This window comes from Solibacillus isronensis (assembly GCF_023715405.1).
Lineage (GTDB): Bacteria > Bacillota > Bacilli > Bacillales_A > Planococcaceae > Solibacillus > Solibacillus isronensis_B.
The window spans coordinates 601,628-623,144 of the sequence record NZ_JAMBOC010000001.1 but is presented as its reverse complement, the minus strand read 5'-3'; the positions used below and the strand labels follow the sequence as shown (position 1 = coordinate 623,144).

Genomic DNA, 21,517 nt, shown 5'->3' with positions numbered 1-21,517 from the left:
TGATAGACCTTCCTAACCTGCCAGTTATAAAGTCTAATTTATATTTTTTGTTCATCTTTTTTAACTTTCCCTAAATCATTCGAGTTAATCTTCCTTTTTTTTAAATACAGGTTATGTACTATCGCGTTGGGAAATTTTATCAAGTAATATATAATGAGTGAACATTTAGAAAAGACATCTTGAGGAGGAAGTAATTGTGGCAAATCATATTATCGAGCAAGCGAAACGTGGCTTGAAAGGTTTTGAAATAGGCTATTATCATACTAGCGGTTGTTATGGCGAGTATGAGGAAGAGTTTTATAAATATTTTGCAGACGAAGATTTTGAAACTAGAAAATATTCGATTACCGCCTTTACTTGTATGCTGGGAACTTGGGAAACAAAATTTTGTCAGGTTTTTATGCCCGTAAAGGAGTGGGAGGAAAATATAAATCAGCGTTACCCTCTAAATAAAAGTCAGTTTTATTACTTTGAAGATTATCTTCAAGCCCTTTTAGAGCATCACGAGCAGATAGAAAAAGAATTTCCTTATATGTTTGAAGAAATAGTAGACTGTTTAATTAAAATTGAACAAGATAGAGGGATTAGTTATGAAGATTGGTTTCCTGAAATCAACTCCACTACTATTAATCGAGTAAGACAAGAAATATTAATTCCTAAAAAACATTTAGCAGGTAAAAATAGCCCTATGAAATACTTATTAAAAGAAATAGGTATTGAACCTTTTTTTGAAACAGATAAATATTAAATACTTATTCCTTAAATAAATACATAGATAAAAACCTTACCTAAACAAACAATAGAAACATTTTTCCTTCGTGATTTTTTAGAGGTTGTGCTATATTCAAATTGTCAGGAGTGATTCGATGAAGAAATTTTTAACTATTACTGTAATTATTCTTATTTTACTTGGAGCAGCCGGTTATGCTGTGTGGCATTTTGGGACAAATATCGCTTCCGAAAAAATCGTCGAACAAGTAGAAGCTAATTTAAATGATGAAGATAAAGAAGAAGTGAAATCCTATATTGCAAAAGATCCGAAGCTTCAGGAAATCGTAAACGAAGCAGCAACTACGAATCCCGATTCTCTTCCCTTCCAAACGAAGGAAGAAGCAACTCGTCTGTTAATCAAAAAAGTTGGCATTAATCGTTTACTAACGATTCAGGAGCAGGCGCAAAACGGTTCAATTAGTATCGATGAAGTAGTTTCTGAAATGGAAGGTACGCTGTCAGAAGATGAAATTTCTGCGCTAAAATATGTTCTATATAAGGAATTGTATAACCAGAATTAGTCAACCTTGTCAGTCTATAGCGACAGCTTCATATCGGTAATGCAAAATAAAACTCGATTTCGAATAAACGGAATCGAGTTCTTTTTTTATTAAATTATCTTTACATTATATTATGTATTTGGAGATTCTTTTGCATAGTTACAGCTGGAATTTCATCACCATTTTTATTAATGATGATTTCTTCCTTCACGATTTTATATCCCATTTTTGAATAAAGCGCGATATTATTCTTTTCACTTTTTCGAACTTTGCATTTTGAAACAAATATATTATTTTGCACAGCGTAGCTTTCTAAATATTTCACCAAGTTAGTTGCTACGCCCTTCCCTTGGTTCTTAGGTAACACAGACAATCTTGAAAAATAAATAAACTCATCATTTAAAATGCATTTCACGAGTGCTATTAATTCATCGTTATCGTATACCCCGAACATTTCCGTCCCTTGTTTTACCTCAGTAATAATGGAATCTGCTGTTTCATTTAAAGCACTGGAAGGTTGAGGATCTGTTTCGTAACGCTTGAACGCTTGATGGATCACTTTCACCGCTTTTGCTGGTTCAATATTCATTTCAACTTTCAAATTAACACCCCCTCTAATAAATATAAATCTATAATTATAATTATACATATATTGTAAAATAAAGTAAATTCAAAAAAGAACACTTTCCATATATCAGAAAAATGTTCTTTCAAGTCATATTTATTTAATCTCAAAATCACTTAGCAGATGCCTTGTATAGTAATGCTTGGTGAATGACGAGAATTCAATTCTTATAAAGAAATTCAGCGATCGAATAAACTATAGAAATAAAGGGTAGCGCAACAAAAAAGAAAAACCAGAAGAAATCCGCATTGTTAATTTTAAGCCTAGGTTTAACTTCTTTTTTTGCTTTTACACCAATCTCCATTACTACACTCCTTTACTACATAATTTTGAAGAAGATTCACTTCTTATTTATCCAAAACTGTAGTAAATCATATACCCTTTCTTTTAGGAAAGCAACCTATTTATCAACATAATTTTAAATGCATTTTTTGGGATTATCTTTCAATATAGATTACATCATCTGAAGGCTCAAGGTACTCTTTATCGCCTAAAGAAAAAGTGGTATGTAAACGTTCAATTTCTGCATACTGAACAGCTTTATCCTCCTTGACAAAAACCAATAGATAAATATCATCTCTTGAACCAATGTTGCTTGGATCAGTGAATTTAACGCCGGTCTGTTCTTCTATACCTGCCTGTGTCGTATATGGCTGAACTAAAAACGCCTTGTCCCATTCAAAATCTTCAAATGTGTTTAGATAGGTTTTGCTGGTACTATTATCGGATACCATAATAATCGATGAATGCAGTCTTTTTTCAATTTCTGTATTTCGTATCATATCGCTATTATTACAACCGGTTATCATTAGTAAAGTCAACAATATAACTGCAATTTGTTTGATCAATAGTAAATCTCCTTTTGGACCATTTCAGAACCTCTTCAGCTTACTGATTCAAGTCTGTCACCTGTAATTTACGATGCGATTAGTTCCCCTCATAATGATAAATGATTTGTACAACACCGGAAGAGAATGTTTTTGTATTCACGACTTTTAAATTTAACCTCTCTTGAATATCGATAAACAGCGGTTTGCCTTCTCCCAGTACGACTGGATGAATGGATAATCTAAATTCGTCAACAAGCCCTAAATTGATAAAAGTTGTAATGAGGCTTGCTCCGCCATATAGCCAAATATCTTTACCAGGTTTGTTCTTTAATTTAATCACTTCTTCACGGATGTTATCATTTATAAATATTGCTTTTTGTTCGGTCCCGTTTTGAGTTCTGGAAAACACATATTTCTCTTTACTATGAACCAAATCCCACATCTCTTTGTCAGTTTCGGAGCCCCCTTCTTCAGGAATAAATTGTCCCCATAAGTCGTAGCTTTTTCTGCCGTAAAAAATTGTATCTACTTGATTCAAAAAATCGTTAAAGTTCATTTCCGGATCCATAATGCACCAATCTATTTCACCGTTCTTTCCTTCAATCAATCCATCTAAAGTAATTGCCAAATCTAAAATTACTTTTCTCTTAGTTGTATGATCTGCCATAATCTTTTCTCCTTTTTTAATGCAGCTTACTTCCACTCTTCACCTAAAATCGCGTAGTAGTATTCATCCCACCACTCATCCCCGTTTGGAATGCATTTTTTGAAATACCCTTCCCTTCTCATGCCGATCTTCTCCATTACACGATACGATGGCGGATTTTGCGGCTGGCAAGTTGCGATCACTCTATGTAGTTTCATTTCTTCAAAGGCATATTGTAACATTGCGTGAGCCGCTTCAGTAGCATATCCTTTATTATAAAATTTCGGGTTGAATACCCAGCCAATTTCGTAAGTATGCTCTCCAAAATATTTACCGAAAAAGATGTGGCCAATTAACATATTTTCACCTTTCAATACGACAGCGAATTTATCCGCCTCACTCCCCATATTTTGTTGAATAAATTGTTGAGCGGCTTCATCTGTAAAAACCCCTTCAGGTATATATTGCATGACATTGGCATCGGATGTAAATTCATATACCGCCTGTAAATCATTCGGTTCAAATTTTCGTATCAGCAATCGTTCTGTTTCAATGCGCATTACGTAACCCCCATAATCATTACTAGTAGCTAGTTTCGACATTGCACGAATGATTCCCTTTATAGGCGCACGATTCCAAAACGTTCAGTAAAAAATCCTCACCACATAAGCTGGCGAGGATTATTTTAGTGTTTATTTCAGTTTATTGATTGTTTCTTTTGAAATATAGAAACCACTTTCATTATATACGCTGATTGTATTTGTCTGTATTTCATTTGTAGTCTCTTTGCCTGATTTATCCGTTGTTTTTTTAATGATAACATCCTTATTTTCAGGGATTTCAAAAGTAGTCGTGCCTTTCTTCACTACAAGTACCGCATTTTCCTTATCCGAAAGGTCGATTGTAGTCGTCATTCCTTTGCCATTCAGTGCTGCTTCTGCGTTAGCGTAAAGATCTTTTGTTAATTTATCTAACTTAATGCCCATGAAATTGGCCATTTCTTTTGCTAAATCAGTATTATCTACTAGTCCGGAAATGCGTTTTGGTCCATAAGAGTACAGGAATACGTCATCGCCTGTATGTCCTCCAGTAGTGTATCCTAAATCCGCACGTTTTGATAAAAGATTGACGAATGTACCGGCAAGCTTCTTCGTTTCTGTTGCATTCAGGGCAGCCGTTTCCTCTGCAGTTAAATGATCCAGTCCATATAGTTTCGCTACTTCCACTAAATTCGAACGATCTGGCTTTAAGTGGCTGAGTGCTCCTTCGACTGTCATCGTTGCCTTCTTCAATGGGTTAATATAATTGGAGATATTAATTTTGTCATATGTAGAATTTGTGTTTTCATTACCAATCGTAATCCCGCTGTTGCCGTGGTCTGTTACAGCTATAACCATCGTATTTTTGTCTTTCTTCGCAAATTTCAGCGCTTCATTTACCGCATCATCGAACGACAAAATATCTGTGACCATTCCAATCGGATCATTCGCATGGGCTGCCCAGTCGATTTTACTGCCTTCGATCATCAGGAAGAACCCGTCTTTGTCTTTGTTCAGCGTATTAATCGCTGTAGACGTCATTTCTGCTAACGAAGGCTCATTTGGATTTGTTTTCGTACGATCTAGTTCATATGCTAAAGAACTACCGGCAAAACTTCCGTAAATTTTATCGGATTTAGTTGTTAATAACTCATCACGTGTCGTAATGAGGTCATATCCTTTCTCTTCAATCACACTAACTAGATTTTCGCCATCTTTCCGGTTTTCTGATTTTAAGTAATCATATCCACCGCCAAGTATCACATCCATATTTTGATACACTTGCTGCTCACCGATATCGTCATAGTTGCTGCGGGACGTTACGTGGGAAGAGAAACTGGCAGGTGTCGCATGCTGAATTTCAGAAGTTGACACGATTCCTGTAGCCTTGCCCAGTTGTTTTGCTCCTTCTAACACATTTGCAACTGGTTTAAATGCATTGTCGGGGTTTCCTTCTACGCCCGGCATATCAACTACGGATGGCAGTACCCCTACATACCCGCTGTTTGATTTGTGACCCGTAGCGAGAGCCGTTCCAGCCGGTGCCGAGTCTGTAATCGCTGATTCGGCCGAGTGTGTTGTCACACCACCTGTTAAAATTTCATCCATTGCGAGACTCTCGCCTTTGTACCAGCGTGCCAGCGATACCGCATTATTGCTGGAACCGTCCATCACAAGCATGATGACATTTGTCGGATCCTTTTTCGCCTGTTTTGCTTCAGCCTCTGAATTGAACTCCATAACAGATACTGATGATACTGCTACTGTCCCTGCAAGTGCATAAGTAAACCATTTTTTCTTGTTCTTCATCAATGAAATATCCTCCTAAGCAACCGCTAATTTGTAATTCGATTTCATTGTAAAGTTCTTTTGTAAATCTGGAATGCTAGATTTGTAAAGATGTATTGAGCCATTGTGAAAATGCAAAAAGAGAGGAGCTTAAACTGACGCTCCCCTCTTTCTAGTCTATTATTATTGTAAAATATCTACCCAAATTTTAATAGCTGTGGCACCGATCATAATCGCAAGGAGCCATTGCAGGATTTTAACATTCATTTTCTGTCCGACCTTTGCCCCAAGCGGGGCCGCGATAATACTTGCAATAATCATGATGAAAGCCGGCCAATATTCTACTTGGCCAGTCATCACTTTGCCGATACTGCCGCCGATTGATGAGATGAACGTAATGGCCAAACTTGTTGCAATCGTGATGCGCGTTGGAATTTTCAGCACCGTCAGCATAATCGGAACGAGTAAAAATCCGCCTGCTGCCCCGACAATTCCGGAACCTACTCCGACAATTAGCGCAAGGGAGCTCGCCAGTACTTTGTTGAATGTAATTTCTGTTTGCTCTTCAACTGTTTTCTTTGGAATCAGCATCATGATAGCCGCAATGGCAGCGAGTAGTCCGTACACAATATTGACGGCATCTTCAGATAAAAATCCGGAACCGTAACTGCCGATAAAGCTGCCGACCAAAATCGCGGCACCCATATACAAAATAAGATCCTTGTTTAGTAACCCGCTTTTCCGGTAAGCCCAAACCCCTGCAATCGAGGCGAATAACACTTGAACGGCGCTGATGCCGGAAACTTCATGTGCGGTAAATGCGACTAAACCGAACATTGGCGGAATGTAAAGCAGCATCGGGTATTTGATGATCGAACCGCCGACACCGAGCATGCCTGAAAGAAACGAGCCGATAAAGCCAAGTCCAAATATGACCGCTATATACATCAATGATAAATCGATTTCCATATGTTTTCCTTCTTTCAAAAAATTCAATTATGCCTAAGCTGAATTTGTTACTTCAACCGGGGCCTATCTTTATTCAACGGGCGTGATCTACACCCGCTGAATAAAGATAAAGCGGATAGAATCAGTCTCTATCCGCTATTTTTTTATGCTTTTTGAATATAGAAGTACAGAACGCCCGCTTCTTCTTTTTGTTCTACTATAGAGTGGCCGCCTGCACCTGCCCATGCTTTGAAATCATTTAAAGCACCTTTATCCGTTACTAATACTTCTAGTACTTCACCAGAGTTAATTTTATCGATTGCCTTTTTCGTTTTTACGATTGGCATTGGACATGCTAAACCTTTTGCATCTAATGTTTGTGTAATATTCATTTGAAATTCCTCTATTCTTAAATTTGTTTGTTGTAAGCGATCTATAAGTTTCCCGTGTAACACGGTTGCGTGCCTCTTGAGCGTGAGACACACATAGGTTTAACATTTCAATTTCCAGCTTTCAATTAGCGTACTGCGCAACGGTTAGGACCGATCTCCATTTCCGTTTGCTCGTCGTTATCAGGTGTAATTTTGCCCATGTTAACGTGGCGAATTTCTTGGTAAGCGTTTGGCTGTGGTGGTAAGTTATCTGTTACCATTGAGCGGAATTCTGCTTCGTCTTCCAAGTTTAAACCGTGGTTTTCAGCAAATAAATCACCAAGGCGTTTTGCTACTGTTCCGTCTTCGTTCAGCTCGTCAATGATCATAAAGTGAGCTGGTAACACGATTAAGTCTTCTGCTAATGTGCGGTAGCGAGAATATAATGTTTCGCGTAAGTCTCCAACCCAGTCTTCAGCAAGTCCTGCTAAGTCTGGACGACCGATTGAATCGATGAATAAGATATCACCTGTTAATAAGTATTTACCGTCGATGACAAATGATGTTGAACCGATTGTGTGACCAGGTGAATAAAGTGCGCCTACTTCGATTTCAGAAGCACCTAATTGTACTTTTAAACCGTCTTCAAGTGGTGCGTAGTCAAATACCACTTCTTCTGCATCTTTAGGTGGTAAGTAGTATGTTGCACCAGTAGCTGCAGCGATGTGACGACCACCAGAAATGTGGTCAGCGTGTAAGTGTGTATCGAAAACGTGTTTAATCTCAACACCTTTTTCTTCAGCGAACTTCGTGAATACTTCTGTGAAACGTACTGCGTCGATAATCGCCGCTTCGCCTTCAGAAATCGCCATGTAAGAAAGACAGCCTTTTCCTAAACGTACGAACTGGTATAGTTCACCGCCGTTTGCTAAATCGCCGACTTTAATTGGCTCAAGGTACATTGACCAAGATTTCATACCGCCTTCAAGGTAAGCTACTTCACGACCTGCTTCAGCTATCATTTCTGCGACCATGATAGAAGAGCCTTCTTTCGCACATACAACCAATACCTCTTTGTCTGTTGGGATTTGTGGTAAAATTTCTTCTACACCGTCTAATAAATCGAAGTAAGGAATGTTTAAGTACTCGAATTTGTGACCGTCAATTTTCCAGTCTTTAAATGCGTCTTCATTACGAACATCTAAAATAAACAATTCTTTGTTTTCAATTACTTTACGCGCCACTTGTGCGGCTGTCCATGCTGTTACTGTCATCTAAATTACCCCCGTAGGTATATTTTTGTTTAAAATTTTTTCTATTAAAACGTTAACGTTGGTGCTGCATCCTTCGCGTATTCAAGGAATGTAACCGCACCGCCTACTTCAATACCATCTACGAAATCTTCTTTTGTCAGACCCATTACGTCCATTGTCATTTGACAAGCGATGAATTTCACACCTAAATCCTGTGCCATTTCTACTAATTGCGGGATTGCCGGTACATTTGCATTGGCAAAACCTTCCGCAAAATGTTCTTTACCTGCAGGCATTTCAAGTGCATGCATACCTTGCTTGTGGATTAAGTTTAAGCCTTCGAATGTGAAGAAAATTTCTACTTCCTTATCAGAAGCTGCTGCTGCCGTTGCGATATTGAATACTTTATATGCATCGAATAAACCGCCGTTTGCTGCGATGATTGCTACTTTGTTTGTCATATTACTCTACCTCTTTCTGTAATTCGCCTTCATAACCTGTCATTCCAGGCAAGACGTTGTATACTTTTGTAAATCCAGCTTCAGCCAGTTGTTTTGCTGCCATATCTGAGCGTGTACCTGTACGGCAAATCACATAAATAGTTTGGTCTTGGTCCAGTTCATTCATACGTTGTGCCAATTCACCCATCGGAATTGATTTTGCCCCGGGAATATGACCGAAAGCGTATTCTGCTGCTTCACGTACATCTAGAATCATGCCTTCTTCTTTTACAGCATCTTCATTTGAAATCGTCTGTTCAAAAGATTTTTCCGCTGCTTCACTGATTTCCGGATTACATTTACGGATATAGTGATAAAACACACCGTTTACTTCATTTGATCCGATATATTGGTGGCCGACTGTTTTCGACCATGCAGCTAAATCTGCTACCGAGCCTTTGTCTGTTGCCTGAATTTCCAATACTTGTCCTTCTGCAACGTCATTCATCGCTTTTTTCGTTTTCACAATCGGCATTGGGCAAGCTAAACCTTTTGCATCAAGTTGTACGTCTGATTTAATCATCTTTCTCCTCCACTCATACCAGTAAGGGTATAATTAATTTTAAATTTTTTTATTTTACTTCGCCGTTCCATTCAAGCATACCGCCTGTCATATTCGTCACATCAAACCCTTGTGACTCCAGAAATGCTGTTGCCTGACCACTGCGGCCACCTGAACGGCAAACCATAATATACGGGATTTTTTTATCCAATTCATGCATGCGGAATTCCAGTAATCCTAATGGAATATGTGTAACGCCTGGAATATGGCCTGCTTCTACTTCCGCCACTTCGCGAACATCGATTAAATGAATTGCTTCGCCGGCTTCTAATTTTGCTTGAACTTGTTCTGGTAAGATTGTTTTCATTACATTTTCCTCCTTAGTATGCACTCATGCCGCCACGTACATTCGTGACTCTTTCATAGCCTAATTTTTTCAGTTGATTACAAGCCTGTTTCGAACGCATCCCGCTCTGGCAAATGACAACAATTTCCTTATCCTTTGGCAGTTTCGAAAAATCGGAGCCAAGCGGGATATTTTTAAACTGCTTCACATTGCGCGCTTTATACTCAGCAGGTGTCCGTACATCGACAAATACTTTATCTTTGTCATTGAGCACTGTTTTAAGCTGTGCCGTTGTCATCGTATGGACGCCTTTTGCCGGCTTTATACGCCAGAACAAAAATGCTGCGATTACGGCGATTAATAAGATTGTTTCCATAAGTCACCCCTTATATGAATAAGTTTACGTTTCCTTCTTCAGCATCCGCCAAATAAGCGGCCACACCAGCATACTCGATATTGTCCAGTAATTCTTCTTTTTCAAGTCCCAGTAAATCCATTGTCATTGTACATGTCACAAGCTTAATGTCCTGTTCCTGCGCCATTTCAATTAACTGTGTCAACGTCAATGCATTATGCTTATTCATAACGTGCTTGATCATTTTAGGACCCATGCCTAGCATTTGCATTTTTGATAAACCTAATTTCTCTGCACCTTGTGGCATCATCTTGGCAAACATTTTTTCAAGGAAACCTTTTTTAACCGCTACCGGTTCTTGTTTTCTTAATGCATTGATACCCCAGAAAGTATGAAAAATTGTTACTTCATGATCATAGGCTGCAGCACCGTTTGCAATAATGTAAGCGGCCATCGCCTTGTCGTAATCACCGCTGAATAATACGATTGTTGTTCTTTTCTTTTCCAATTCAAGTCCCCCTACCCCTATAGGTATAATTTATTTTAAAAATAAAAAGCCTTATCGACTTTTTACTAGTAAATCCACTGCCTGTTTAACCATGGCATTTTTATCCATCGTTTCGGCATCTTCTTTTGAAAGACACTCCACTAAGTTATCCGTTACGATCACACCGATTGTACGGTCAACAGCAGAGCGGACAGCACTTAGTTGTGTAATGACATCTTTACAGTCCTTTTCTTCTTCCATCATGCGTAAAATGCCGCGAAGCTGCCCTTCGACCTTTTTCATACGAGCCAACACTTTTGGATCATATTGCATACGCTCACCTCTTTTGAAATGATTTGTTACTCATACTTTACTACCCCTCGGGGTATATGTCAAACATTTAATTTCGGTAAAATTTCTTCCGAATAGCCATCAGTATGTCGGCTATTCCTGCTCTTATATTATACCCCGTAAGGTATAAAGTCAATGAAAAAGAAATCCTTTTTTTACACAGCTTATAAACACTTAGTAAGTCCTTACTTTAAAATTGGCAGGAAGTACTTTCAACTAAGGTTTTTATATAAAAGTATTATCATTTTCAACTTACGTTACTTCATATATGTTTATATTCCGTGCATAAAAAACTGCCTAGGTAATGTTCTATAAAAAAAGCTATGAATGCTGATTTAACAGTGTTCATAGCTTTTCGGTTTATTCCCAATATTTCATTTAGGAACGTTTATTGGGTTTATTTTGTATACTTTATCAGTGCTTCTTGCTCTTTTATAAATTATTTTTTTATGTCCATTACTGACATCTTTCACAAAATACATTGTTTGCAGTTCTTGCAATTGCATTATCTAATCTTGAGACCAGCATATTTTTTTCAGAAGGCATCGTTATATTAGCTGTAAATCGTTCACCTTCTTCAATTTTTCTACCACAATTAGAACAAATTAATTGCTTAGATGTAAATGAACCTTTTATTTTATCTAACATCTTCTTCAACTCCTAACTTCCATTTCATATAATTGGGGAATTTATTTACCTTCATAATACAGGAAAACGCGATTTTCTTATTGAAGAATCGCGCTAAATTGTTGTAAAGGGAATTAGTTTAATGCTTCTAAACGAAAATTGAATAGTTAACAGGAGTAACAAACCCTAATTTTCCTGCTAATTTTATAGAAGAATCATTTGATACATCACAGTCCCATTTAGGAATGATACTACTTTCCAAACAATACTCTATAAATGCGGTTGCGATTATAGCTGCTAATCCTTTTCCTCTATAATCTTTGTGAGTAATGATATCAATCTCTGCAAATTCTTGAGATGAAAAAATTGCAGAACATTCACTAATAACTTTCTCATTATGTAAAATACAGAATCCAAAACCCTTTTCAATAAAATTTGACGTGGACCCCCAATATTCTTTATAGTAATCTTCATTAAATTCCAAGCTTTTCTTTATTATTTCTTTGTTTATTTTTTCTATAGTATATTCACTGGATAGTGCCATTTTTCTATCTATTTCTTTATCAGTATGTTCAAAAGAAAATCTGCTTAGTTGCTTTATTTCATCCTTTAACTGATTCATTATTGCACAATTCCATTTTTCCGATGTAGAAAATAAACTGAATCGTAATTTATTATTTTTCCTATGCCTATACAGTTCAAAGAGAAATTTATTAAAATCCAAGTTATCTACCTCTCCTCCCACAAAATAAATACCTGAATTTGTTCCAATCAGAACTGACTTAGGAGATTTAGAGTCTGCATAAACTGTTCCTTGTATATAGCCATCCATAATTGAATATACGAAAGTCGGACATGTTATATTGCTTTTGTTTAAAGTACTTTTTAAATTTTCAAAATTATTTTGATTAAGTATTATCACAAGTACACACCTTTATATTTTATTAAATTGTGCCATTTACTCAATTGTTGAATACCAGTAAGTTTTAATTAGCAATTTTGATTTAGTGAATATCGCTTTATATTTTATTTTGATATAACTTATTCCACTTCATTTAATGTCTTTATAAATCCAGTTATCATATCTATATCAATATTTACTGATGGGCGAACATATAATTGATAAGTATATTTTCCAATTTTCCAATGAGCATACCAACCATAATATTGTGTATTTTGTTTATGTAAAAACAATGTAATATCTATATTCCCTATTAAAAGGTTTTTCTTTTTAACATTCCAACTTTGTCTTTTACCAATATTATCACCTTCTTTATAGGAGAGTTTGCCAATCAATTCCTCTGGGGCTAACCATAACCAAATGCCGTCAGTATAATTGATTTTTGATCTATATAGAAAATGCGTTTCTACACCAAAATTATTTTGGTTATGTCCTATTGAATCCAGGAAAAATTCTTGATATTCAATGGCAGGGAGATAAATATTTTGAAATATAGTTCTTTTGCGGATGTCAAAATTATTTTCATGCCACTGCACTCTGGAAATTTCATCTTCATCCCACTTAGCCATTCCATATCTGGCCGTAAAACTCGTTGAGCTAAATGACTTTTTACCCCAATGTTCAATACTAAACGAATCCAGTGGGGTAAATGATTCAATGACTTTAATCAGTTCTTCATCTTCAAATTTTCCTTCTAAAACGGATAATTCTACATTCGTGAACCACTTCGCATAACAAGCCGCACGATTTCCTTTGTAATCGACACCTATAAATCCCACAATCCCGTTAACCACAAAAGATTCACCTGGAGTAACAAGGTTAGTATCCGCATAGACAACAGGAATTCCCCAATCATAATAAAATTGCTTTACTCTTACTACCCTATTTTTACTTATAATCTCAAAACGAATTGACGAACGAGTACAGTTTGATTCTTTTTTTAGAGAAATATTTTGAACAGAACATCCACTAGGTAAATGAGAAGGCCACAAGATTACAAAATTAACATACTGTTGTGCTTGTTTAAATGATGAAATATCAACAATTTGATTCAATCAATTGCCCTCCATTATACTTTCAGTAAAACTTTTCCTTCATAATTACGGCTCTCTATCAATTGATGTGCTGCTGTAGCATCTTCTAAACTAAAAATTTGCGCAATTGGAAGTGAAAGCTGTTTTGAATTAAAAAGGTCAATTACTTTTTCAGCAACAGGTGCCAATCGTAATGGATCATGCTCTCTCGTGGTACCTAAGCTAAACCCTTTAATATTTCGACAGCTGTTATGGACATCACTTGTTTTAAATTGACCAACTTCCCCACTGCTATTCCCAAATTGCACAAGAGTGCCATATAACGCTAAGCAATCTAGGCTCTTGCTTGTTACGTGACCTGCAACTGAATCAAAAATAAGATTTGCCCCTTGATTATTTGTTACCTTTAGGACTTCCTCTGCAAATGTCTCATACGTAAAAACCATGGTAGCTCCAAGTTTCTTAACATACTTTGCTTTTTCTATATTACCTACCGTACCAATGATATGTTGGATGCCTGCGATTTTCGCTAATTGTACAAGCATCGAACCTACGCCGCCAGCCGCACTATGTATGACAATTGTATCTGTTTCTTTTACTTGCCCTATTTCATGTAAAAGCATATAAGACAGGATGGATACAGTCGGCATTGCAGCAGCTTGTTCAAAAGAAAGGGTGTCCGGAATTTTAAAAATCAGTTTTTCATTCGCAAGCACATATTCTTTATAGGAACCACCTTTCGGAAAAGCAATGACACGATCTCCAATAGAAAAATTTGAGTTGGGAGCAGTCTCTACGATTGTCCCGGCAGTATCTAGTCCTAATATTAAAGGGAAATTTCCTTTTCCTTTACTGCCAATCCGTTTTTTTATGTCTGCATAATTCACACTTGTATATGAAACCTTTATTAAACATTCACCTTCTCCAATTTTCGGTATTTCAATATCCTGATATGAAAGGACATTTGCATCTCCAAATTCCCTTTGAATAATAGCTTTCATCTAATTCCCCCATTTCAATTCACATATAGTCCACTAAATCATCCTTGGTGTTATATGTAAAACAGTAAAATAAAAAGGGAAATATTAACATACGACTTTTGGAGGAATCAATTCTCTATACTCCTTATATAGCAGCTCCGTATTTTTATTACTCAACAATTTGGCCCGATTACGTAAAAAGCACAATTCTTTTCAAGAATTGCACCCGATTATGAAATATGTATAACTAATATTTCATCTGCAAATTACCTTGTAGTGTTTTCTCTGCAAGTTTAATGTTTTCTTTTAGAAATAAAGGTAGTTCCGTATGTGCAAGAACCTCAGATGTAGTCATCCAAATAACATCATCCACTTCTTCAGTACTTTTAGCGTAAGGTTCTCCAGATTTATGATGACATAGGAAAACAATATCGATCACATTTATCCCTGATTCTGTCACGAAGGAGGAGCTATTTACATATTTAATGCCTGTAATTTCGCTACCTACTTCTTCAAAAACTTCTCGTTTTAATGTTCTTTCCAGAATATCAGACGAAGCACCTTCAATTTCACACTTTCCTCCTACTAATGAGAGACCTCCACCAGCATGCTCTTCCTTTTCGCTTCTGCGGATTAAAAGCCATTTCTCATCGCGACGAATTGCCCCTTCTACATTTACTACAAACATAAAATACCCCCTGAAATTTATACTTTATCCTTAAACACTTGGCCCATTTCATTTCGTAGACGCTTTTTTTTCTGCAGAATTGCGCCCGGTTATAGAACCTTTAAACAATAACCTATTAATAATATAGCATACCAATTATTACCACCCTAAAAACCTTGTTCGACAATCTGGCCCTATAATGAAAAAACGCGATCTTTTTACTGAAGAATCGCGTTAAATTTATGGAAATATGTATTATTCTATACTTATATGTGTGTTTTCCACAGGATCGTAATTTTTCAAATTTTCGGTAGGAATGGTTTTCCCATCAATTGTATAATACTCGAATTGCCCCTTTAAATCATTAGCTAAGTAATGAAGCAACGCCTAGCCGCTTAATCTGGTATAACAATGGGCCGTGGAAATGAACAATTGCCTATCGTGATGAAGTGCCTCACGACTTCCCAGAACCCCCAAAGCCCCCTTATCATGCGTGATTGACTAATAGATACCAATACTATTTTCACTTTTAAAATTCCGTTAGTTAGATAAAAACACATCTATTGTAACTTTTATTAATTATTCAGAATTGTTAGACTATTATCAACTACCATGAATACACTTAAAACTTAATTCTTTCAGGAGGGATACAAATGGAGAAAAAGTTACACTTATTACCATATCAAGTGGATGAAGTGGTCGAAATGGTCGAAGTGGTGCCAAAAGGTATTGAACTTATTGCAGCACCAGAAATTTGGGAGAATTCTAAAGGGAAGGGAATCACTGTTGCGATATTGGACACAGGCTGCGACATCACCCACCCTGATTTGAGTGAGCGTATTATCGGCGGACGGAATTTCACTCGTGATGATGATGGACAACCTGATGTATACATCGATTATAATGGCCATGGAACCCATGTGGCTGGCACAATTGCTGCAATTCATAACGGCACGGGAGTAGTTGGTGTTGCACCTGAAGCAAGTTTATTGATTTTAAAAGTGCTTGATAAAAGTGGATCAGGGCAATACGACTGGATCATAAATGGTATTAACTATGCAGTTGAACAAAAGGTGGATATCATCTCCATGAGCCTCGGAGGTTCTGTCGATGTACCTGAGTTACACCAGGCTATTCAAAATGCAATCACTAATCAAATTCTAGTAGTTTGTGCCGCTGGTAATGAGGGAGATGGACAGAGTTCTTCAAATGAATTTGCCTTTCCCGCCTGCTACAATGAAGTCATCAGCGTCGGATCCATTAACCTGCAACGCAGTTCTTCTGAATTTTCAAATTCGAATAATGAAGTCGACTTAGTAGCCCCTGGTGAAGGAATCCTTTCAACGTATTTAAACGGAACTTATGCAAAACTAAGCGGAACTTCGATGGCAACACCGCATGTATCCGGTGCACTTGCACTCATAAAAGTGAATGCCAACAGAAACTTTGAACGAAATCTGACAGAGACTGAGCTGTATGCACAATTAATAAAGAGAACCATTCCTTTAGGTAACTCGCCAAAACTCGAAGGCAACGGATTGCTGTACTTAACAACAGAGAAATACTTATCGGAGGTGTTCAACCAAGAATTATCTGCAAAGGCGTTGAAAATATAATGGAAAAACTAAATTTGCTATACTGTGAATGGGAAACGGCCAAGTCAGACTTTTTAATAAGGAAAATCGATCCTTATTATGACGAAAAGAAAGATGAGGAAGTCAGAAATCAATACTATCAGAGCATTTCATTCACAGACGCCAATCTTTTAGATAGCCTTCACACACTGCTTGAAAAAACACATACAAATCGGTTAAACCGTTCGTAAATGAAAGTTTGTTAACATTTCAAACAGCGACAAGCACTGTTAATTCAGTGTTTGTCGCTATTTTTATTAGAAAATAACGCTCTGAGATATCATTTTAAAAAGAACTTCTCAATTCACTCGATTTGAATGGAGGTAACATATAAATAGAATCACATTGAAAAGATACAAAAGGACGCTTTGGTAACTTTTCCAACGAATATTACCTAATAACCAATAGTTTCATGGTAAAATTTCGAAGAGGTGTTTTATGAAAAGAATACTATTATGTTTAATTTCTTTATTTTGTTTAGCTTCACTAGTTGGGTGTATCAAACAGGTTAAGGAGGTGGACGGTGAATTTTTATTAGGGCAATTCGGTACTGATTGGAAAAAAGAAACTTTTTATTTGGTAGCCCCAATTCAATGGACAGGTGAATCCCCGATAACACTAAAATCGATTGAATTCGTTAAAGATTATCCCGACTCGCTTACTACATACGAAGAAGATGGTATAAAGTATGAGATTTTCGGAGCAGAACCATCAATGAAAACTGGTTTATATGATGAATCGTATGGAAGAGAATTAAAAAACATAAACGGTTTAGAAATTAATGGTGAAGGAAAAATTGTTATAAAATTTTCGCTGGGTGATGTAAAAGTAGATAAGGCACGCAGATTAAAAATTAAATTTGATAGTGACGGAAAAGAAGTTGAAAAAATTGTTGTATGGAAAACACTTGAATTATTAACAACGGAGACTCGTTAAAAATTATTTATTTTGTTCTCAGCAATCTTTAAATTGTAGAGATTATAATATATATAAACAAGATCTTAATAACGTTCCTAAATCAAAGTATAGGGTCAAAAAAAATCGGTAAACGTTGTTGTAGCAGCGTTTACCGATTTTTTATTGAAACATTGTTTATACTAGATTTTATGCAAGTCAATTAAACGTACTAAAGCAGCTTTTATACTTTCTGGGCATGATCTTTAATTTGCATAAAACTTGTATAGCCATTCTATTTCCGGTATAAATCTGCATCTTCTCTAACACTCCCCCCAGAAAAAATCTTACTCAACAATATGGCCCTATAACGTAAAAACGCGATCTTCTTATTGAAGAAATGCGCTCTTTAATGGAACATTTATAAACTACTAGGTAAATGATTTTTATACATTTTTAATGCATCAGTATGTTTCGCTAAAACAGCTATCGTTTTGGGGTGCGGGTTAACAAATATGACTGGATAATCTTTTTCATCCAATTCTTCATTAATGGGAAAAGCCAATTTTTCTTCATCTACTGAAAATCGTGAATCAATACCGACTTTATTCCCACGAGCATCTAATCTTATCCATTTATTAAGTGATTCAAAGTAAATGGCATTTAAAGCGTGAATACAATACCCTTTTTCTGGCGTATCAAACAGCATTAATCGCTGATAACAGAAGCCTGTTGGGATTCCTTGTGATCGTAATAAAGATGCTAAGAGGTGTGATTTTGCATAACAAATCCCCTCTTTAAATTCTAATACTTCCGAAGCATTACATGTAACTCGATTAGATTGAATATCCCATGAGTGAGAAATTTCATCTCGAACAAATTCAAAAGCTACCTTTGCTTTCTCAAATTTAGTTTGGGTAGGATTAAAAAGCTCATCCACTTTTGCGCTAATTAAAGGATTAGAAAAATCAACTTCAGTTAGTTCAAGTAAATAATCTGTTAAATTATCGGACTCACAGAACATTTTCATTTTCTCCACTCACTTCCCACTACAATGTATAATATTACAACAATAACAATTATTATACATATGTTAAAGATAAACTTATAGCCAGTAATTAACAATCTGGCCCTTTAGTAAAAGAAGGCGTAATTCCTTTTTCAAGAATTTTAATTTATACTGATAAAAAATCTTTCGAGTCAACCTTATAAATTCAAGCAATAAAAATGGGATGTCAAGCACCCCATTTCAATTGTTACTTATTTCTCTAGTGTTACATCTTTATAAGAAACTTCAAAATTACCCTTTGATCCTGTAACAGTAATTTCTAGAACTTTCTCTTTGCCAGTTCCACCATTGTCAAATCTTGCAAAAGTCTTACCAACTTTTTTAGGCTCAAGAATGGCATATACATTGTTTATTTTTCCTGCACTAGCAGACCCTTTAAGGAATCCTTCTTTTTCATAGTTAGAAATTTCCTTAATAGAGATAATCGAAGAATTATCAATTACAGCTTTATCATCTTTCCATCCTCCACCTGCTCCAATAGAGACACTTCTATTAGTTATGTCAAAGTCTTTGAAGTATAAATATTCAAATTGAGTTCCTTTTTGCATACTGTTAATCATCAATGCTAACTGAGAACGCTTAAGTGCTTCTCCTTGTTTAAAATTTACTACCTCAAAATCATGGTGTTCATCTTTATATCCCGCTTTATATCCCGAAACAAATCCATAATAATTCATCGTTTCAATCACTTGACTGAATTGACCACCAAATTTAAGCCAAACATCACCATTCTCAACGGCACTATTATCGCCACCCCCTGTATAAAATGTAGTGTCACTAAAGAATTTAAATCCTACATCTTGAATACCGATTAATGGAATTTCAAATCCTTTCACTAAAATTGAAGACATTTGCCCACGAGTTAAAGGGTCGTTGATGCCGAATACACCGGTACCCTTTCCTTTAACAAGTCCTGCATTCTCTAAAGCGGCAATATATTTATAGAATTGGTGATCCTTTGGAACGTCCTTAAATTTAGGATTTTTAACATTTTCTATATCAAGTTCTAAAACTTTTGCAATTATACTAGAAGCTTGACCTCGTGTTACGTTCTCGTATGGTCTAAATTTGTCATTAGTTCTACTAATAGCTTTTTGATCTATTAAGCTTTCTACTGCTGAATAGAAGTTGTCTGATGTCTTTACATCTTGGTAATGCACTGAACTAGCGCTTGCATCTGCACCTGTACCCATCATACTTGTGAAAAATAAACCTGTTGCTAACCCTGCTGTAATTAATGTCTTCTTCATTTTCCTTCATCTCCTATAACACTTATTCCATTTTAAGTTTGTTTATATTTCTGTACATCGTCTTATGATTGACATACCTACACATACCTATCCTGCTGTACAACGCTGTACAGACGGAAAAAATGAAAATTAGTTTCAAATTTATTCTAATTTTTTTAGCAAGTCTTTTAAAACTATGGAGGGAGAAGAAGATTAATCACTAATATGCTCCAAATTAACAACGGCCTTAACTCAATTATCATAACAATGAGGGTCACTATGAATTGTACAAACCGTTTACTTGGGGAACTCCTTTACATCTTTAAAGCACTGCTTGGTAACAAAAATGACTGTTCTTCAACAATATGGCCCTATACCGGAAAAACACGATCCTCTTACTGAAGAATCGCGCCCGATTGTGGAAGACACGAGAATAAAAGTAAGATAGACTTTTGCTCAACATGTTATTTAAGACATTATGACCTTTTCGTATTATTGCTCTTTTAATATGGAATGTATTCGATAAGCTTTATAAAAACTGCTACCTAAGAAAATTGTTATGAGAGCGGGACACGACCTTAAAAGGGCAAATGGCGTTTCAAATAAAAAAGCTTTCCAAAATAATGCCCCTTCCATACTCCAAAGACCTTCCGTTAAATATAAGCCCGAATCTTTGTAAATCATATAAGAAATAAAAAATGATACTACAGTTAAACCAGATGTATAATTCATCACTCTTTTATAATAATTACTCTTGGAATGGCGATCTGAATAGAGTTCATTTACAGCATCAGCTTCTTTTTGCCAATACTGTAATCCACGCTGGGAACCCTTTATACAGTTCCATCCAAAATCCTCATACATCCCTTTGTAGTCTTCAAACTTTTCCTTTGGTAAATACTCTTGATAATCCAGTCGCATCACATATCGCTTATCAGTCTTTTCGAATGTATATATGCCTAATCCACTAATATTCTTACATTGAAAGCCATTTTGTAATTGCTTATTCAGCCATTTCTCTTCTTTATCAATATCAAAAAAGCTCTTAATTTTTATCATTCAAATCACTTCCTTCATAAAGGGATAGAATATGGTCCAATCTGTTTTTTTCCATTTCCAAAATTGCAAATCCTTCGGCAGTAATCCTAAACACTTTTCTACGCCCATCTTCACCAACTGGTTCAATCCAACCATGCTTATTCAAGTTTTCAATCGCACCGTATAATGTACCTGCTGCTAAAATTACTGTGCCATTACTCATCTGTTCTATTTTCTGCATTGCGGCATAACCGTGAAGTGGCTCACGTAGCGCTAATAAAATGTAATGCATCGTTTCAGACAATGGCAATAATTTATGTTTCATATTTTTCACCCCATATTCAGTTCAACTATTCAGTTATACTTAGGAATAACATGATACAGTTCAACTGTATAGTCAACTTATTTCCATAATTCGTAAAAAGTTTATTAGTATAAGCGTTAACAGAACACAATAAAAAAACCGCTTTCCTTTCAATATGGATAGCGACTTCTGTTTAATCTTTTTGAATTAAAAGGCCCTTTAACGGAAAAACGCGATCTTCTTATTGAAGAATCGCGCCCCATTGTTG

The 21,517-nt window shown here is 36.1% G+C and carries 29 protein-coding genes; 5 read left to right on the top strand and 24 right to left on the bottom strand.

Annotated elements, in window-relative coordinates; genetic code table 11:
• The first annotated feature begins 196 nt into the window (after positions 1-196).
• The gene (locus M3166_RS03165) at positions 197-748 is read left to right on the top strand and encodes a hypothetical protein (protein ID WP_251687272.1); all 552 of its coding nucleotides are present in this window, start codon (positions 197-199) and stop codon (positions 746-748) included.
• A 118-nt stretch (positions 749-866) separates the two neighbouring features.
• The gene (locus tag M3166_RS03160) at positions 867-1,292 is read left to right on the top strand and encodes a hypothetical protein (protein ID WP_251687270.1); all 426 of its coding nucleotides are present in this window, start codon (positions 867-869) and stop codon (positions 1,290-1,292) included.
• A 100-nt stretch (positions 1,293-1,392) separates the two neighbouring features.
• On the opposite strand, the gene M3166_RS03155 is transcribed toward M3166_RS03160, so the two are convergent.
• The 20 genes from M3166_RS03155 to M3166_RS03060 form a co-directional block, all read right to left on the bottom strand.
• Complete coding sequence (locus M3166_RS03155) at positions 1,393-1,872, bottom strand: GNAT family N-acetyltransferase (protein ID WP_251687268.1); 480 nt, start codon at positions 1,870-1,872, stop codon at positions 1,393-1,395.
• Between the two features lie 184 nt (positions 1,873-2,056).
• Positions 2,057-2,200: a hypothetical protein gene (locus M3166_RS03150; RefSeq protein WP_251687266.1), complete on the bottom strand. Its 144-nt coding sequence runs from the start codon at positions 2,198-2,200 to the stop codon at positions 2,057-2,059.
• 133 nt (positions 2,201-2,333) lie between these two features.
• Positions 2,334-2,744: a hypothetical protein gene (locus M3166_RS03145; protein WP_251687264.1), complete on the bottom strand. Its 411-nt coding sequence runs from the start codon at positions 2,742-2,744 to the stop codon at positions 2,334-2,336.
• Positions 2,745-2,823: 79 nt separating this feature from the next.
• Positions 2,824-3,393 (bottom strand): dihydrofolate reductase family protein, encoded by a 570-nt coding sequence (locus M3166_RS03140; protein WP_251687262.1) that lies wholly within the window; start codon positions 3,391-3,393, stop codon positions 2,824-2,826.
• Between the two features lie 26 nt (positions 3,394-3,419).
• Positions 3,420-3,932 (bottom strand): GNAT family N-acetyltransferase, encoded by a 513-nt coding sequence (locus tag M3166_RS03135; RefSeq protein WP_251687260.1) that lies wholly within the window; start codon positions 3,930-3,932, stop codon positions 3,420-3,422.
• 132 nt (positions 3,933-4,064) lie between these two features.
• Positions 4,065-5,720, bottom strand: coding sequence for an alkaline phosphatase (locus M3166_RS03130; RefSeq protein ID WP_251687258.1), 1,656 nt, complete (start codon positions 5,718-5,720; stop codon positions 4,065-4,067).
• Positions 5,721-5,882: 162 nt separating this feature from the next.
• On the bottom strand, positions 5,883-6,668 hold the full coding sequence (locus tag M3166_RS03125; RefSeq protein WP_251687256.1) for a sulfite exporter TauE/SafE family protein: 786 nt from the start codon (positions 6,666-6,668) through the stop codon (positions 5,883-5,885).
• Positions 6,669-6,811: 143 nt separating this feature from the next.
• On the bottom strand, positions 6,812-7,039 hold the full coding sequence (locus tag M3166_RS03120) for a sulfurtransferase TusA family protein (RefSeq protein ID WP_251687253.1): 228 nt from the start codon (positions 7,037-7,039) through the stop codon (positions 6,812-6,814).
• Between the two features lie 125 nt (positions 7,040-7,164).
• Positions 7,165-8,292, bottom strand: coding sequence for an MBL fold metallo-hydrolase (locus M3166_RS03115; protein ID WP_251687251.1), 1,128 nt, complete (start codon positions 8,290-8,292; stop codon positions 7,165-7,167).
• Positions 8,293-8,336: 44 nt separating this feature from the next.
• Complete coding sequence (locus M3166_RS03110) at positions 8,337-8,732, bottom strand: DsrE/DsrF/DrsH-like family protein (protein WP_251687249.1); 396 nt, start codon at positions 8,730-8,732, stop codon at positions 8,337-8,339.
• A gap of 1 nt (position 8,733) precedes the next feature.
• The gene (locus M3166_RS03105; protein ID WP_251687247.1) at positions 8,734-9,294 is read right to left on the bottom strand and encodes a sulfurtransferase TusA family protein; all 561 of its coding nucleotides are present in this window, start codon (positions 9,292-9,294) and stop codon (positions 8,734-8,736) included.
• Positions 9,295-9,343: 49 nt separating this feature from the next.
• Entirely contained in the window at positions 9,344-9,640 is a 297-nt protein-coding gene (locus tag M3166_RS03100; protein ID WP_079527489.1) for a rhodanese-like domain-containing protein, read from the bottom strand.
• Between the two features lie 13 nt (positions 9,641-9,653).
• Positions 9,654-9,995: a rhodanese-like domain-containing protein gene (locus M3166_RS03095; RefSeq protein WP_251687245.1), complete on the bottom strand. Its 342-nt coding sequence runs from the start codon at positions 9,993-9,995 to the stop codon at positions 9,654-9,656.
• Between the two features lie 10 nt (positions 9,996-10,005).
• The gene (locus M3166_RS03090) at positions 10,006-10,482 is read right to left on the bottom strand and encodes a DsrE/DsrF/DrsH-like family protein (RefSeq protein WP_285848706.1); all 477 of its coding nucleotides are present in this window, start codon (positions 10,480-10,482) and stop codon (positions 10,006-10,008) included.
• A 51-nt stretch (positions 10,483-10,533) separates the two neighbouring features.
• Positions 10,534-10,794, bottom strand: coding sequence for a metal-sensitive transcriptional regulator (locus tag M3166_RS03085; protein WP_008404135.1), 261 nt, complete (start codon positions 10,792-10,794; stop codon positions 10,534-10,536).
• Positions 10,795-11,268: 474 nt separating this feature from the next.
• The gene (locus tag M3166_RS03080) at positions 11,269-11,460 is read right to left on the bottom strand and encodes a hypothetical protein (protein WP_251687244.1); all 192 of its coding nucleotides are present in this window, start codon (positions 11,458-11,460) and stop codon (positions 11,269-11,271) included.
• A 127-nt stretch (positions 11,461-11,587) separates the two neighbouring features.
• A complete protein-coding gene (locus M3166_RS03075; RefSeq protein ID WP_251687242.1) occupies positions 11,588-12,361 on the bottom strand; it encodes a GNAT family N-acetyltransferase in 774 nt (257 codons plus the stop codon).
• 119 nt (positions 12,362-12,480) lie between these two features.
• Positions 12,481-13,455: a hypothetical protein gene (locus M3166_RS03070; RefSeq protein WP_251687240.1), complete on the bottom strand. Its 975-nt coding sequence runs from the start codon at positions 13,453-13,455 to the stop codon at positions 12,481-12,483.
• A gap of 14 nt (positions 13,456-13,469) precedes the next feature.
• Positions 13,470-14,435, bottom strand: a complete 966-nt coding sequence (locus M3166_RS03065) for a quinone oxidoreductase family protein (RefSeq protein ID WP_251687238.1) — start codon at positions 14,433-14,435, stop codon at positions 13,470-13,472.
• 226 nt (positions 14,436-14,661) lie between these two features.
• Positions 14,662-15,102, bottom strand: coding sequence for an NUDIX hydrolase (locus M3166_RS03060; protein WP_251687235.1), 441 nt, complete (start codon positions 15,100-15,102; stop codon positions 14,662-14,664).
• 632 nt (positions 15,103-15,734) lie between these two features.
• Between M3166_RS03060 and M3166_RS03055 the strand changes: the two genes are divergently transcribed.
• The 3 genes from M3166_RS03055 to M3166_RS03045 all read left to right on the top strand — a co-directional run bounded on the left by M3166_RS03055 (position 15,735) and on the right by M3166_RS03045 (position 17,651).
• Positions 15,735-16,697 (top strand): S8 family peptidase, encoded by a 963-nt coding sequence (locus tag M3166_RS03055; RefSeq protein WP_251687233.1) that lies wholly within the window; start codon positions 15,735-15,737, stop codon positions 16,695-16,697.
• Positions 16,697-16,906: a hypothetical protein gene (locus tag M3166_RS03050; RefSeq protein WP_251687231.1), complete on the top strand. Its 210-nt coding sequence runs from the start codon at positions 16,697-16,699 to the stop codon at positions 16,904-16,906. Before M3166_RS03055 ends, M3166_RS03050 begins: the two co-directional genes overlap by 1 nt.
• A 247-nt stretch (positions 16,907-17,153) precedes the next feature.
• The gene (locus tag M3166_RS03045) at positions 17,154-17,651 is read left to right on the top strand and encodes a hypothetical protein (RefSeq protein ID WP_251687230.1); all 498 of its coding nucleotides are present in this window, start codon (positions 17,154-17,156) and stop codon (positions 17,649-17,651) included.
• A 379-nt stretch (positions 17,652-18,030) separates the two neighbouring features.
• Here M3166_RS03045 and M3166_RS03040 read toward each other — a convergent pair whose 3' ends face one another.
• The 4 genes from M3166_RS03040 to M3166_RS03025 form a co-directional block, all read right to left on the bottom strand.
• A complete protein-coding gene (locus tag M3166_RS03040) occupies positions 18,031-18,639 on the bottom strand; it encodes a transglutaminase-like domain-containing protein (RefSeq protein WP_251689997.1) in 609 nt (202 codons plus the stop codon).
• A gap of 230 nt (positions 18,640-18,869) precedes the next feature.
• The gene (locus M3166_RS03035) at positions 18,870-19,928 is read right to left on the bottom strand and encodes an S-layer homology domain-containing protein (RefSeq protein ID WP_251687227.1); all 1,059 of its coding nucleotides are present in this window, start codon (positions 19,926-19,928) and stop codon (positions 18,870-18,872) included.
• A 471-nt stretch (positions 19,929-20,399) separates the two neighbouring features.
• Positions 20,400-20,966 (bottom strand): DUF2812 domain-containing protein, encoded by a 567-nt coding sequence (locus tag M3166_RS03030; protein WP_251687225.1) that lies wholly within the window; start codon positions 20,964-20,966, stop codon positions 20,400-20,402.
• Positions 20,953-21,270, bottom strand: coding sequence for a PadR family transcriptional regulator (locus M3166_RS03025; RefSeq protein ID WP_251687223.1), 318 nt, complete (start codon positions 21,268-21,270; stop codon positions 20,953-20,955). Before M3166_RS03025 ends, M3166_RS03030 begins: the two co-directional genes overlap by 14 nt.
• Positions 21,271-21,517 lie beyond the last annotated feature (247 nt).

Bases quoted from the DNA above. Each gene is read 5' to 3' on its own strand.
- M3166_RS03160 (WP_251687270.1), top strand. From the start codon at position 867: ATGAAGAAATTTTTAACTATTACTGTAATTATTCTTATTTTACTTGGA.
- M3166_RS03150 (WP_251687266.1), bottom strand. From the start codon at position 2,200: ATGGAGATTGGTGTAAAAGCAAAAAAAGAAGTTAAACCTAGGCTTAAA.
- M3166_RS03140 (WP_251687262.1), bottom strand. From the start codon at position 3,393: ATGGCAGATCATACAACTAAGAGAAAAGTAATTTTAGATTTGGCAATT.
- M3166_RS03135 (WP_251687260.1), bottom strand. From the start codon at position 3,932: ATGCGCATTGAAACAGAACGATTGCTGATACGAAAATTTGAACCGAAT.
- M3166_RS03130 (WP_251687258.1), bottom strand. From the start codon at position 5,720: ATGAAGAACAAGAAAAAATGGTTTACTTATGCACTTGCAGGGACAGTA.
- M3166_RS03125 (WP_251687256.1), bottom strand. From the start codon at position 6,668: ATGGAAATCGATTTATCATTGATGTATATAGCGGTCATATTTGGACTT.
- M3166_RS03120 (WP_251687253.1), bottom strand. From the start codon at position 7,039: ATGAATATTACACAAACATTAGATGCAAAAGGTTTAGCATGTCCAATG.
- M3166_RS03115 (WP_251687251.1), bottom strand. From the start codon at position 8,292: ATGACAGTAACAGCATGGACAGCCGCACAAGTGGCGCGTAAAGTAATT.
- M3166_RS03110 (WP_251687249.1), bottom strand. From the start codon at position 8,732: ATGACAAACAAAGTAGCAATCATCGCAGCAAACGGCGGTTTATTCGAT.
- M3166_RS03105 (WP_251687247.1), bottom strand. From the start codon at position 9,294: ATGATTAAATCAGACGTACAACTTGATGCAAAAGGTTTAGCTTGCCCA.
- M3166_RS03100 (WP_079527489.1), bottom strand. From the start codon at position 9,640: ATGAAAACAATCTTACCAGAACAAGTTCAAGCAAAATTAGAAGCCGGC.
- M3166_RS03095 (WP_251687245.1), bottom strand. From the start codon at position 9,995: ATGGAAACAATCTTATTAATCGCCGTAATCGCAGCATTTTTGTTCTGG.
- M3166_RS03085 (WP_008404135.1), bottom strand. From the start codon at position 10,794: ATGCAATATGATCCAAAAGTGTTGGCTCGTATGAAAAAGGTCGAAGGG.
- M3166_RS03080 (WP_251687244.1), bottom strand. From the start codon at position 11,460: ATGTTAGATAAAATAAAAGGTTCATTTACATCTAAGCAATTAATTTGT.
- M3166_RS03065 (WP_251687238.1), bottom strand. From the start codon at position 14,435: ATGAAAGCTATTATTCAAAGGGAATTTGGAGATGCAAATGTCCTTTCA.
- M3166_RS03060 (WP_251687235.1), bottom strand. From the start codon at position 15,102: ATGTTTGTAGTAAATGTAGAAGGGGCAATTCGTCGCGATGAGAAATGG.
- M3166_RS03055 (WP_251687233.1), top strand. From the start codon at position 15,735: ATGGAGAAAAAGTTACACTTATTACCATATCAAGTGGATGAAGTGGTC.
- M3166_RS03050 (WP_251687231.1), top strand. From the start codon at position 16,697: ATGGAAAAACTAAATTTGCTATACTGTGAATGGGAAACGGCCAAGTCA.
- M3166_RS03045 (WP_251687230.1), top strand. From the start codon at position 17,154: ATGAAAAGAATACTATTATGTTTAATTTCTTTATTTTGTTTAGCTTCA.
- M3166_RS03040 (WP_251689997.1), bottom strand. From the start codon at position 18,639: ATGAAAATGTTCTGTGAGTCCGATAATTTAACAGATTATTTACTTGAA.
- M3166_RS03035 (WP_251687227.1), bottom strand. From the start codon at position 19,928: ATGAAGAAGACATTAATTACAGCAGGGTTAGCAACAGGTTTATTTTTC.
- M3166_RS03030 (WP_251687225.1), bottom strand. From the start codon at position 20,966: ATGATAAAAATTAAGAGCTTTTTTGATATTGATAAAGAAGAGAAATGG.
- M3166_RS03025 (WP_251687223.1), bottom strand. From the start codon at position 21,270: ATGAAACATAAATTATTGCCATTGTCTGAAACGATGCATTACATTTTA.